We start from the raw sequence: 12231 nt of genomic DNA on the forward strand, positions 1-12231 counted from the left end.
CCAACCGTCAGTACTCCCCGTGGTAGGAGTGCCGGTAGCGATCGCCCTCGAGCGACGCCCTGATCTCACCGACCTCGCCTCCTAGTGCGGTGTTGATCTTGTGCCCCAGCCGCTCGAACTCCTCGTGTGCGGCAGCCGATCTGGAGGTGAGCGCGGCGAGCGTGGACAGCCAGCGGTGTACGGCGCGCAGGTCGTCCGTCGTCAACGGTCCCCTCACCCAGTTCTCGCGTTCCCACGTCTGTCGTTCCCATGCCTGCCACGGATGATCCCAGCCGCTCGGCGGCGAGATGGCGAAGAGGCCCCGCACGATGACGTCGTTGCGGTCGATGCCCGCATCCGCACGCCACCCGTCGACGACCCTCGAGTAGGCGACGTAATCGGCCGCGGTCCACGTCGACTCGCGAAGGTCCCGCCAGCCGGCACGGCGCAGCGACCTGGCCACTTTGCTCTCGAGGACCGGACTCGGATGTTTCGGCTCCCCGGCGCCCGCGAAGTAGAGAAACCAGGTGAAACCGGCCGGACCCAGACGCTCGATCATGTTGCCGCCCTTGTCGGGCCGAAGCATCGCATACGCCGCGCCGGGCTCCTCGCGGCCCGTCTCGGCCGCGTCTCTCAGCAGCCCGCCGAGGTACTTCCGGTCGGCGGACACCGCGGCGATCCGCTTCTTGCCGTCGGAGGTGCGGCGGCCGAGACAGAACGCGACGACGTTCCACAGCAACGCAATCGCGTCGTCGGGCGAGTCGGTGGCCCGAGACCCCAGCGCGAACAGGTCTGCTCTGCTGATCTTGTTGCCGAGCAACGAATCCGGGAGCCCGTGTTCGGCGAGCGCGTCCGTCCACCACTGCCGGTCGACGGCGACGGTGTCGGAGTGCAGTTCGGCGGCCCGGTCGCCCGCCGAGAGCCAGTCGGTGAGATCGTCGGGGAGAGCGAGTGTGGTGTGCTTCATGGTCGTTTGGACGCAGCGGGGCCCGGTTCGGTTCCGTCGCGTTCGGTGACCGTCATCCGCCCACCGGGGCCGGTTCCCGAGGACCATCCGCCGTGCCGAGCGTCCTCGCCCGGCGGCCGATCCGGTCGGGAGCACCGTCGAGGACACCACCGGCCGGGTCGTCGTACCATCGGCCGTCGTTCCCGCGGCGGACGAGGTCGTCGCGCGGATGCCAGATCTGCCAGAGGACGACGGCACAGAGGACCAGCACCATCAGTCCGCGGAGCACGACGGCTGCGGTGAACCACTGGTCGGGAAGCCAGCGACGTTCGGCCTCGAGGAACAGACTCATCCGCGGCACCCAGATCAGGGCGTCGAGCGTCATCCAGGCCAGCAGCAGTCGAGTATGTGGAATGGCAAGCACGGCAAGCGGAACCAGCCACAGCGAGTACTGGGGACTCCACACCTTGTTCACCAGCAGGAAGCCCGCCACCGCGAGAAAGGTCAGTTGGGCCACGCGGGGTCGGTGCGGCGCGAGGATTCCGATCGCGGCCACCGCCGCGATCACGGCGACCGTCAGACCCACCGACAACGCGTTCAGATAACCGATGTTCCATGTGAAACCAGCCGAGTCGGCCACGATCCGGTAGATGGTGTCGGGGTCCGCCGACCGATCGCCGTTGAATCGGAAGAACTCCCACCACCCCGTCGGGTACGGGATCAGGATCGGCAGGTTGACCGCCAGCCAGGCGCCGATCGCCGTCGCAGCCGTGATCCCGAACTCGCGGACTCTCCCGCTGCGCAGACAGAGCGCACCCAGCACCACCAACAGGAGTGCGGGATACAGCTTCGCGGCCGCGCCGAGCCCGATGAACAGGCCGGCCACCCAGAACTTCTCCCGCGACCAGGCCAGCAGGGCCACCGCGACGGCCGCGGTGGCGATGGCGTCGAAGTTGGTGAACGCGTGGACGACGACGAGGGGGGACAGCGCCACCAGCCATACCGTCCACATGCGGGTTCGCGCGGTGAGGGCCGTCGCCCAGACGGTCACGAGCCAGAACGCCGCCAACGCCAGGGCGGCGATGGTGAAGAACAGCACGACGTCGAGCGCGCCGGGGACACCCCAGTTGGCCTCGGCCCAGACCCAGCCCTGCGTCAGCTGCGCCGCGCCGTACATGAACATCCCGGTGACGACCGGATACTCCATGTACCGCTTGATGGTCTCGCCTTCGGAGCCCTCCTGGAACCAGAAGTCGCGGTAGGGCAGCGCGCCCCGGTTGAGGCGTTCCGCCCCGAACAGGCTGATCACGTCGGAGTAGCAGAGGTTGGTGAACTGACGCTGATCGTCCCAGTCGAGCCGCATCTCGGCGCTCGCGCCGGCGGCCCCGGAGTCGGCCGGCGCCTGTTGCAGGCACCCGGCCTTGCCGAACCAGCCGAGCGCGAGTCCGCACAACGCGAGCGCGAAGAGCACCCGCAGCGGAGTCAGATGCCGGCCGCGCCCGATGACGGCGTGCGCCCCGACCGGCCCGCCGACGAGCGAACTCGCCTCTCGCACCAGACCGTCCGTGCGCGTCGGCAAGATGCGTGTATCGTCGACACGCTGATCGCTCGCCAGTGGTGCAGGGCTGTCCCAGACGGGTTCAGAGCCGCTCGCCGCGGAGTCGGCCGGGTCCGGGTCAGCCGATGGGCGGTTCAGGGACTCCTCCGCCACCGTCTCCACCGCCGCCGGGTATCCCGCCGAGGTCGCCACCGTCGCCACCGCCGGTGTCGCCACCACCGTCGCCACCACCGGGGCTGTTCCCGCCGCCGGCGCCACCACCGCCGCCGTTGCGCGGAGCGCCCGGGATCGGGATCGTCACGCCTGGTGCGAGGGTGAGGTTGCCGTCACCGCCCTGGTCGGGGATGTCGAAATTCGGTATGGAAGGCCCACGCCGGGGCTGCGACGGCGCGTACGTGGTGGCCGGTGCCTCATACGGCACGCCCGCCACGCCGCCGACCGATTCCGGCTCCGGGAACTGCTTGATCTCCTTGCCCTCGAGCGCAGCATCCATCGCCGACTTCCAGATCGACGACGGCAGGCCGCTGCCGTAGATCGACGCGCCGTTGTAGTTCGTCAGGGCTGTGCCGTCGCTGGTGCCTACCCAGACCGCGGTCGACAGCTGCGGGGTGTACCCGACCATCCACGCGTCCTTGTTCTGCCCGGTGTCGCCGAGCTGGACGGTGCCGGTCTTGGCCGCCGACGGCCGCGAACCAAGAGACGAGTCGTAGAGCGAGTTGCCGTTGGAGTATGCCGCCACCGGTTCGAGCGCCGCGCTGACGTTGTCGGCGACCTTCGCGGGGAAGACGCGCTTGCCCTCGGTCTTGCGCTCGTAGAGGACCTGCCCCTCGGCGTCGACGACCTTCTGGACGAAGTGCGGCTCGTGGTAGACACCCGATGCTGCGAGCGTGGCGTATGCCGAGGCCATGTCGATGACCCGGGACTGATACTGGCCCAGGACCACACCGCCCTCGGGCTCGCCGTTGGCCTCCTGCAGGGTGTGCTCGATGTTGCCGAAGGACTCGGCCACACCCGCGCGGTGCGCGGCGTCGGCGACCGCCCGGGCACCACCGTCGAGGTCCATCATCAGGCGGTAGTACACCGTGTTGAGGGACATCTTCATCGCCGTCGCGAGGTTGCAGGTACCGCAGCTCTCACCGTCGGAGTTCTCGACGGTGAGTCCGCCGCTGGCCTGGAACGGCGCGGAGCTGTAGGTCTTCGACAACGGGATGTCCTGTTCGAGCGCCGCGACGAGCGCGAACACCTTGAACGACGACCCGGTCTGCAGGCCCGCCTGGGCGAGGTCCCAGCCGCCCGGGTTGTCGCCGCCGTAGTAGCCACGCACCCCGCCGGTCTGCGGGTCGATGGACACCACCGACGCGAGCAGGTCGTCGGGTTCGCCGTTCAGCTCGCCTTCGGGGCACTTGTAGATCCGGTTCTTGCGGCAGGCCGCCTGGACGACGCCGTTCTGGACCTGCGGGTCGATCGTGGTGCTGATCTTGAGACCACCGGTCCGCAGTTGCTTGTCGGTGATGCCGATGCGGTTCAGCTCGGCGAGGACCTGTCGCTTGATGAGGCCGTTGGGCCCGGGGGTCTCGTCGGAGTCGCTGACACGCGCCTTGACGGTCTTGGGGAAGACCGCGTTGTCGGCCTGCGCGCGGGTGATCGCACCGGTCGCGACCATGCCGTCGAGGACGTAACGCCAGCGCGCCTCGGTGACCTCGCGGTTGGTGTCCGGGTCGTAGTAGGACGGCGCGCGGATGACCGCCGACAACAGCGCGGCCTCTTCGAAGGTGAGCGGGTTGCGCTCGGCGCGACGCTTGTCGGTGATCGACTTGTTGAAGAACTTCTGCGCGGCCACCGCGACGCCGTAGGCGCCCCGGCCGAAGTAGATCGTGTTGAGGTAGGCCTCGAGGATCTTCTCCTTCGACCAGCCGTGCCGGTCGTTCATCTTCGCGGCGATCGCGAGCTCTTTGAACTTCCGGGAGTAGCTGACCTCGTCACCGACGATCGCGTTCTTGACGTACTGCTGCGTGATGGTCGAGCCACCGCCGGCGGTCTGGTTGCCGGTGATCTGACCGATGGCAGCGCGGGACAGGCCGCGGGGCGAGAAGCCGTTGTTGGTCCAGAACTCCCGGTCCTCGGCGGCGACGATCGCCTGCTTCATCGTCTCGGGGATCTCGTCGAACGGGACGACCGTGCGGTTGCCGTCGGGCGAGGTGACGTCTGCGAGGGTCCGCCCGGACGTGTCGACGATGGTGGCCTTCTGGCTCACCTCCGGTTCGGGGATCTCGGCGGTGAAGTAGATGGCCGCGAACGCGATGATGAGCACCAGCACGATCGCCGGCACGATGGCGCCCACGATCCCCAGCGCCCACGCGAACCGTCGGTGTCGTGTCGCTGTCTGACTCCTGTTCTGACCGCCGCCGCCCGGACCGGGTCGGACTCCGGTGCGTCGCGGCGTGGGCGAAGAACCACTTGCCTCGCTCATCGTCCACCTTCCTACCGGGTCGCACGGACATTCGTCATCCGGCGAGCACGGTCAACTTCTCTGGCCTCGTGCCGCTCCACTGTGACAGCAGGCCACCGCCCCGGGCAAAAAACCGCAGGCCGGCGCGCTACTTGGCCACGCGTCGGGAGCGACGCGTGGTCTGCGGCGGCAGCCCGGCAACGTACGACTGGACCAGATGGTTCCAACTGCAGGTCCGGCACACCTCGACCACGTGCACCGAGAACTCCTCGGCGGTCGTCGCGAGCCGGGCGATCTCCTCGTTGCTGCGCGCCGACCCGCTCACCTGACCGAGCCGGTCGCCGAACACCCAGGACACCAGCGTGACCTGCTCTTTTCGGCAGATCGGGCACATCGTGGTGCTGGGTCGACCATGGAATTTCGCGGCGCGCAGGAGGTAGGGGCTCGCATCGCAGACCTCGGCAACGGCGGTCCGGCCCGCGTGGACCGAGGACAGCCGAGCGCGCCGCTGCAGGGCGTAGTCGACGATCTGGCGTTGCACGGTTCTCAGGGTACGTGGTCTCCGCCGGGGCGTCGGGCCGACGGGGTCCGGCACGCGGGTCCGACGGACCCACACCCGGGATGGTCGATCGCCGCGTGGTGGCGTCGTCGCGTGTCCGTCCTCCCGCCGACCGACCGCTCGTGGACACAGTTATATCGGTGCGATACATTGGCAAACACATCGGAACGAGGTGTCGGCTCGTCAGAGCGTGCCGGCACATCGATCCGAGGAAGTAGTGACAGTCATCGGCAGGACCGCGAAGGGGGGTGGCGAAGTGCTCGAGTTGGCCATTCTCGGACTGCTTCTCGAATCCCCCATGCACGGCTATGAGCTGCGTAAGCGGCTCACCGGCCTGCTCGGCGCCTTCCGTGCGTTCTCGTACGGATCGCTCTACCCGACGCTGCGTCGCATGCAGGCCGACGGCCTCATCGACGAACCGGAGACGCCCCTGGGCGTGAAGGTGCGGCGTGGCCGGCGCGTCTACCAGCTCACCGACGCGGGCCGGGAACGGTTCGCGGAGTTGGTCGCCGACACCGGACCCCAGAACTACACCGACGACGGTTTCGGTGTGCATCTGGCGTTCTTCAGCCGGACTCCCGCGGTCGCGCGCATGCGCATCCTCGAGGGTCGCCGGCGGCAGGTCGAGGAGCGTCGAGAAGGGTTGCGGGAGATCGTCGGGCGGTCCAACCGGGCCGTCGACCGGTACACCCGTCAGCTGCATCAGCTCAGCCTCGAATCGAGCGAACGCGAGGTCCGCTGGCTCAACGAGCTGATCGCGGCCGAGAGCTCCCAGCAGGACGGGTCGCCGGACCCGTTCGACGACGATCTCGCCGACGGCGAACGGTCACCGTTCGATCCGGGGCGGCCCGCGGCCTCCACCGGACGAGCCGATGACGAACATCAAGACCCGGACTCGACGCCGAGCCGGGACGAACAGCTCGACGAACCCGAGCAACGGAAAACACCGGTTGCGCAGCGAACGACTGCGATGCCGCGAGAAGAAGGAGAACCCGACCATGGGTGAGCCCAATAAGGTGCGCGTTGCCATTGTGGGCGTAGGAAACTGCGCTTCATCCCTGGTGCAGGGCGTGCAGTACTACAAGGACGCCGACGAGAGCTCCACCGTTCCCGGCCTCATGCACGTGAAGTTCGGCCAGTACCACGTCCGCGACGTCGAGTTCGTCGCCGCGTTCGACGTCGACGCCAAGAAGGTCGGCTTCGACCTGTCCGACGCGATCTTCGCGAGCGAGAACAACACCATCAAGATCGCCGACGTGCCGCCGACCGGCGTCACCGTCCAGCGCGGCCACACCCTCGACGGCCTCGGCAAGTACTACCTCGAGACCATCACCGAGGCCGACGGCTCCGGTGTCGACATCGTCCAGGCCCTCAAGGACAACGAGGTCGACGTCCTCGTCAGCTACCTCCCCGTCGGCTCGGAGCAGGCCGACAAGTTCTACGCCCAGTGCTGCATCGACGCGGGCGTCGCGTTCGTCAACGCCCTGCCGGTGTTCATCGCCTCGGACCCCGAGTGGGCCCAGAAGTTCGCCGACGCCGGTGTCCCGATCGTCGGCGACGACATCAAGAGCCAGGTCGGCGCCACCATCACCCACCGTGTGATGGCGAAGCTGTTCGAGGATCGCGGCGTCACCCTCGACCGCACCTACCAGCTCAACGTCGGCGGCAACATGGACTTCAAGAACATGCTCGAGCGTGAGCGTCTGGAGTCGAAGAAGGTCTCCAAGACCCAGGCCGTCACCTCCAACCTGAACGGTCCGCTGGCCGGCAAGATCGCCGACAAGAACGTCCACATCGGCCCGTCGGACCACGTCGAGTGGCTCGACGACCGCAAGTGGGCCTACGTCCGTCTCGAGGGTCGCGCCTTCGGCGACGTGCCGCTGAACCTGGAGTACAAGCTCGAGGTCTGGGACTCCCCCAACTCGGCCGGCATCATCATCGACGCCGTGCGCGCCGCCAAGATCGCCAAGGACCGCGGTATCGGCGGACCGGTCATCCCGGCCTCGGCCTACCTGATGAAGTCCCCGCCGAAGCAGCTCGCCGACGACGTCGCGCGTCAGCAGCTCGAGGAGTTCATCATCGAGGCCTGAGCCTCGACGAATCCCTGTCACGACAGATCCGACGAAGACCGCCCATCGGAGGCGGCCGACGACTTCGAGTCGACGGCCATGCCGCCGGTGGGCGGTCTTCGTCGTGAACACATGGAGCATCGGGGTGAACTGCTGCCGCCGCGAGCCTCACGGCGAGGCGAACGCGCAGGTCATCCATCCAAATCAGTGACCGCGCCAGACCCTTCACATAGAGTGTTGTCGATTGCTCCGAGTGGCCCGTATCGGGCACATCGGACATCACGAGACCCTGTACCAACAGAAAGGCGCAAACCATGGGCGTGAGCCTGAGCAAGGGCGGAAACGTTTCGCTGAGCAAGGAGGCTCCGGGCCTGACTGCGGTCTCCGTCGGCCTCGGCTGGGACATCCGAAGCACCACCGGTACCGACTTCGACCTCGACGCCAGCGCCATCGCGCTCGGCGCGGACAAGAAAGTCCTCTCCGACCAGCACTTCATCTTCTTCAACAACCTGCGTTCGCCCGACGGCTCGATCGAGCACACCGGCGACAACCTGACCGGTGAGGGCGAGGGCGACGACGAGGTCATCAAGGTCGACCTCGCGGGCGTTCCGCCGAACGTCGACTCCATCGTCTTCCCCGTCTCGATCTACGACGCGGACGCACGGTCGCAGTCGTTCGGCCAGGTCCGCAACGCGTTCATCCGCGTCGTCAACCAGGCCGGCGGCGCCGAGATCGCCCGCTACGACCTCAGCGAGGATGCCTCCACCGAGACCGCGATGGTTTTCGGTGAGCTGTACCGTCATGGGTCGGAGTGGAAGTTCCGCGCGGTCGGCCAGGGCTACGCCTCGGGTCTCGCGGGCATCGCCCGCGACTTCGGTGTGAACGTCTGAGTCTCTCGTAGACTCCGGCTGTCCGCCTGAACGTGCTTGTGGATGCCGCACCCGTTGTCGAACGGGTGCGGCATCCGCGCGTCACCACTCCTCTCCGACAATGCGGTCGGCTGGTTTCCACGCACCCTAGAAAGGCCACAAACCAGTGGTAGTAAGAATTTTCGGCCTCTCGGTCGTCGTGACGATCGTGTCGCTGATCATCGCTTTCCTCTATGGCGGCGTCGAAGCGCTGATCCTGACCGCCATCCTCGGCGTCTTCGAGATCTCGCTCTCCTTCGACAACGCGGTCATCAATGCCACGATCCTCCGCCGGATGAGCGAGTTCTGGCAGAAGATCTTCCTCACCATCGGCATCCTGATTGCCGTCTTCGGTATGCGACTGGTGTTCCCGCTGGTCATCGTGTGGCTCGCGTCGGGTCTCAACCCGGTTGAGGCGCTCGACCTCGCACTGAACCCGCCGCCCAACGATGCGGCGTACTTCCCCAACGGCGATCCCAGCTACGAGACGATCATCACCGACGCCCACCCGCAGATCGCGGCCTTCGGCGGCATGTTCCTGCTGATGCTGTTCCTCGGCTTCGTCTTCGAGCAGAAGGAGCTCACCTGGCTGACCTGGATCGAGCGGCCGCTCGAGAAGATCGGCAAGCTGGAGATGCTCGAGGTCGTCATCGCCATGACGCTTCTCGTCCTCACCGCGACCTACATCGCCGCACCCGACGAGCGGTCGACGGTCATGATCGCCGGCTCACTCGGCATGATCACCTACATCCTGGTCAACGGCCTCGGCGAGTACTTCAACGTCGAGACCGCGGAAGATGACGAAGCGGCCGAGCCCGGCACCGACGCCGCGGAGAAAGCGGCAGTCGAGAAGAACAGCGGGAAGTCGGGCCCGTCGGACCTGGCCAAGGCGACAGGCAAGGCCGGCTTCTTCCTGTTCCTCTACCTCGAGGTCCTCGATGCGTCGTTCTCGTTCGACGGCGTCATCGGCGCGTTCGCCATCACGGCGGATCCGATCATCATCGCCCTCGGCCTCGGCCTCATCGGTGCGATGTTCGTCCGTTCGCTCACCGTCTACCTGGTGCGCAAGGGCACGCTGTCGGAGTATGTGTACCTCGAGCACGGAGCGCACTGGGCGATCGGCGCGCTGGCGTTCATCCTGCTGTACTCCATCGGCACCCACGTCCCCGAGATCATCACCGGCCTGATCGGCGTCGCGCTGATCATCGCCGCACTGATCTCCAGCATCGTCCGACGCAACCGCCTCGCGGCGAAGGGCGAAGAGGAGAAGGTCAACATCTGACCCTTCGCCCCCTGAGGAGCGTCCGGAGCTTGCGGAGGGCGCGTCAGCCCTGCTCCCTGAGGAGCGTCCGGAGCTTGCGGAGGGCGCGTCACGAAGGGTCCGGCGACCGACGTTGCGAAGACCCTTCGTGACGCCCGCAAGCTCGCTCCTCAGGGAGCGGAGAGAACAACTGCGCCGCAGGACCCGAAGGTCCTGCGGCGCAGTGGTTTCGAGAGCCCGACTCAGCCCTGCTGCTGCCCGAGTTGCTGGGTGATCTGCTGGTTGATCTGGTGCAGGCTCGGCACCGACATGCCCGGGAGATGGCCCTGGATGGTGCGCAGGACCGACGAGTCGTCGCGCACCTTCTCGCTCGATTGCACGAGAACCGTTCCGGCGCCGGTGAAGTCGAACTGGCGCTCCTCGCCCGAGTTCAACCCCATCCGCCGGCCCGCGGCCGCGATGAAACCGTTGACCCACGCCTCGTCGTAGTGGTGACTGGGCGACGGGCAATCCGACCATCCGACAAGCGCTTCGGGATCGACGCGCACGGGCGGTTCGACGAACATCACCGGGCCGTTCGACGACGCGAGGAACTTACCGGTGCCGATGAGCGTCAGGAACCCCGGCACGATCGACTGGTTGAGCGACAGGTTCGGCTGGAAGGCAAGAAGATTGGCTGCCCGGATGGTGAGGTTGCCGTCTTCGAGGTCGTAAGCGTTGATGTCGTATCCGCGGTCGCCGATGATCAGCTTGCCGTGGCCCTCGGCGACGACGTAGTCACCGAGGTACAGCGGGGCGGAGAACTGCTGCGCCACCATCTGCAGCATGTTTCCCTGCAGACCCTGGGTCAGTGCGGTGAACTGCATCTGACCGTAGTAGGCGATCATCGCGCCCTTGGACATGAACCACGGCTGGTTGAGGTCGATGCAGAAGGAGTAGTTGTTGTCCGGCACGTTGTCGTCCGACGGCAAATTCATCGGACTCCACACGGTGTTGAGTTGACTCATAGCTTCTCCTCCGATGCCTGCACGTACACGATGCCCTGTCCGGAGCACTCCAATTGCATTGCCTCACCGCCGGTTCGACCCACGTTGCGCCAGCTCATCGCCGACCGCAGGCTGGTGTTGACCTGACCGGCCGACCCAACGAACGCCTGCGGGTCGACGGTCACCGGCGGCTTGGCCGGGGACACCTCGAGCTCGAAGACCCCACCGTGCCCGAGCAGCACCGCCGAACCCGGACCCGACAGCTGCGTCGTGAACATGCCCTGACCGGTGACGGCTCCGGCAGCAGCGGACCGCAATGCACCGAACAGGCCGCCACCACCGCCGCCACCACCGCCCTGTGAGGCAACCGAGACGACGGAGGCCTGCAGATTGGCCGCATAGGCGAGCAGCCGCGACGCCTCGACCCGGATCGTGCCGCCGACCGCCGCGAGATCCACGACGTGCACCTCGATGCCGAGGAAGCCGTAGTGCACCTCGCCGTGCCCCTGTGCGATCATCGTCGACTCGTGCTCGCCGGCGAGCATCCGGCCGGCCATCCCGCCCATGCCGCCCAGTCCCGGCATCCCGCCGCCCATACCGCCGGCTCCCGCGATCTGGTGGGGCTGGAAGTGCACGTCGCCCTTGTAGAAGAGCATCGCCCCGCGTCGTGCGACGACCGGCCCGGTACGGCCGATGTCGACGGAGACGACCTTGCTGTTGACCTTGGTGAACATTCTCGCTACCTCACCCTCACCGCTCGGCCGGCTGGATCGACACGACGCCGCTGCCATCCCAGCGCAACGAGAACGCCTCTCCGCCACCCTGTCCCAGCGCCGACCGCCAGGAGACATCGGTGACGAAGGACTGACTCAACTGGCCGCGGGCGCAGACGAACGCGTCCGGGTCGACCACGAGCGGATACTGCGGTGACACCTCGAGGTGGATGAGCGGGCCGCCGTTGGACAACAGCGCGATCTGCCCGTGGCCGCTCACCGTCGTGGTGAACAGACCCTGACCCGACGACGCGCCGCGCAGACCGGCGAAGGTGACGTTGGTCTGTAGGTTGCCGTTGAGCACCATCAGCTGCTCGGACTCCACTTGTAGGGTCTCGTTGTTGAGCTCGATGACGGTCGTCTCGGCGGCGTTGTGCGCGAAGTACACGATGCCGTTGCCCGAGGCCTCCATGAGCGACAGCGCCTCCCCGGTGGCCCGCTGCTTCAGGCCCGCGAGCACGCCGTCGCCGCCGCCGAAGCCCGCCGATTTGAAGGTGACCTGTCCCTCGTAGGCGACCATCGACCCGCTGATCGCGCGGACCGCGGAGTTGTTCAGCCTGGCTTCCACCACGCGTTTGGACCGTTGTACCAACTGCATTCGACGTGCCTCTCTCGCGCCGTGGGGAGGCCGCCGATCGACCATCCCTCGTTCGTCTCCCGACGCCATCCCCGCACCGCGGCACCTGCCGGCATCTCGGCATCCCAGCTCGCCGTGAGCCGGGGAATCCGGCCTCATACCGAGA

General features: G+C 67.1%; 11 protein-coding genes. 4 read left to right on the plus strand and 7 right to left on the minus strand.

Annotated features, from left to right (window positions below; all coding sequences use genetic code 11):
* Nucleotides 1-7: 7 nt before the first annotated feature.
* From QAD21_RS23050 to QAD21_RS23065, 4 genes are all read right to left on the minus strand, one after another.
* Nucleotides 8-946: a hypothetical protein gene (locus tag QAD21_RS23050; protein WP_065629489.1), complete on the minus strand. Its 939-nt coding sequence runs from the start codon at nucleotides 944-946 to the stop codon at nucleotides 8-10.
* A gap of 52 nt (nucleotides 947-998) precedes the next feature.
* On the minus strand, nucleotides 999-2540 hold the full coding sequence (locus tag QAD21_RS23055; protein WP_223259053.1) for a glycosyltransferase 87 family protein: 1542 nt from the start codon (nucleotides 2538-2540) through the stop codon (nucleotides 999-1001).
* Nucleotides 2541-2601: 61 nt separating this feature from the next.
* Entirely contained in the window at nucleotides 2602-4953 is a 2352-nt protein-coding gene (locus QAD21_RS23060; protein WP_068972304.1) for a transglycosylase domain-containing protein, read from the minus strand.
* 127 nt (nucleotides 4954-5080) lie between these two features.
* Nucleotides 5081-5473: a DUF5318 family protein gene (locus QAD21_RS23065; protein WP_065629491.1), complete on the minus strand. Its 393-nt coding sequence runs from the start codon at nucleotides 5471-5473 to the stop codon at nucleotides 5081-5083.
* 274 nt (nucleotides 5474-5747) lie between these two features.
* On the opposite strand from QAD21_RS23065, the gene QAD21_RS23070 reads away from it, so the two are divergent.
* The 4 genes from QAD21_RS23070 (at nucleotide 5748) to QAD21_RS23085 (ending at nucleotide 9750) form a co-directional block, all read left to right on the plus strand.
* Entirely contained in the window at nucleotides 5748-6497 is a 750-nt protein-coding gene (locus QAD21_RS23070; protein ID WP_068972324.1) for a PadR family transcriptional regulator, read from the plus strand.
* Nucleotides 6490-7581, plus strand: coding sequence for an inositol-3-phosphate synthase (locus tag QAD21_RS23075; RefSeq protein ID WP_065629492.1), 1092 nt, complete (start codon nucleotides 6490-6492; stop codon nucleotides 7579-7581). Before QAD21_RS23070 ends, QAD21_RS23075 begins: the two co-directional genes overlap by 8 nt.
* A 293-nt stretch (nucleotides 7582-7874) precedes the next feature.
* Nucleotides 7875-8450 (plus strand): TerD family protein, encoded by a 576-nt coding sequence (locus QAD21_RS23080; protein ID WP_058252891.1) that lies wholly within the window; start codon nucleotides 7875-7877, stop codon nucleotides 8448-8450.
* Between the two features lie 145 nt (nucleotides 8451-8595).
* A complete protein-coding gene (locus QAD21_RS23085; RefSeq protein ID WP_068972305.1) occupies nucleotides 8596-9750 on the plus strand; it encodes a DUF475 domain-containing protein in 1155 nt (384 codons plus the stop codon).
* A gap of 221 nt (nucleotides 9751-9971) precedes the next feature.
* Here QAD21_RS23085 and QAD21_RS23090 read toward each other — a convergent pair whose 3' ends face one another.
* From QAD21_RS23090 to QAD21_RS23100, 3 genes are read right to left on the minus strand one after another with little or no spacing between them, the layout of a single operon-like run.
* Nucleotides 9972-10736: an AIM24 family protein gene (locus tag QAD21_RS23090; protein ID WP_058252893.1), complete on the minus strand. Its 765-nt coding sequence runs from the start codon at nucleotides 10734-10736 to the stop codon at nucleotides 9972-9974.
* Nucleotides 10733-11449, minus strand: coding sequence for an AIM24 family protein (locus QAD21_RS23095; protein ID WP_068972306.1), 717 nt, complete (start codon nucleotides 11447-11449; stop codon nucleotides 10733-10735). Before QAD21_RS23095 ends, QAD21_RS23090 begins: the two co-directional genes overlap by 4 nt.
* Nucleotides 11450-11465: 16 nt before the next feature.
* Nucleotides 11466-12086, minus strand: coding sequence for an AIM24 family protein (locus QAD21_RS23100; protein WP_033204169.1), 621 nt, complete (start codon nucleotides 12084-12086; stop codon nucleotides 11466-11468).
* Between the last annotated feature and the right edge of the window lie 145 nt (nucleotides 12087-12231).

This window comes from Gordonia sp. SMJS1 (assembly GCF_029866425.1).
Lineage (GTDB): Bacteria > Actinomycetota > Actinomycetes > Mycobacteriales > Mycobacteriaceae > Gordonia > Gordonia hongkongensis.

Coding starts and splice junctions, on each gene's coding strand:
- QAD21_RS23050 (WP_065629489.1), bottom strand. CDS start 946: ATGAAGCACACCACACTCGCTCTCCCCGACGATCTCACCGACTGGCTC.
- QAD21_RS23060 (WP_068972304.1), bottom strand. CDS start 4,953: ATGAGCGAGGCAAGTGGTTCTTCGCCCACGCCGCGACGCACCGGAGTC.
- QAD21_RS23075 (WP_065629492.1), top strand. CDS start 6,490: ATGGGTGAGCCCAATAAGGTGCGCGTTGCCATTGTGGGCGTAGGAAAC.
- QAD21_RS23080 (WP_058252891.1), top strand. CDS start 7,875: ATGGGCGTGAGCCTGAGCAAGGGCGGAAACGTTTCGCTGAGCAAGGAG.
- QAD21_RS23090 (WP_058252893.1), bottom strand. CDS start 10,736: ATGAGTCAACTCAACACCGTGTGGAGTCCGATGAATTTGCCGTCGGAC.
- QAD21_RS23095 (WP_068972306.1), bottom strand. CDS start 11,449: ATGTTCACCAAGGTCAACAGCAAGGTCGTCTCCGTCGACATCGGCCGT.
- QAD21_RS23100 (WP_033204169.1), bottom strand. CDS start 12,086: ATGCAGTTGGTACAACGGTCCAAACGCGTGGTGGAAGCCAGGCTGAAC.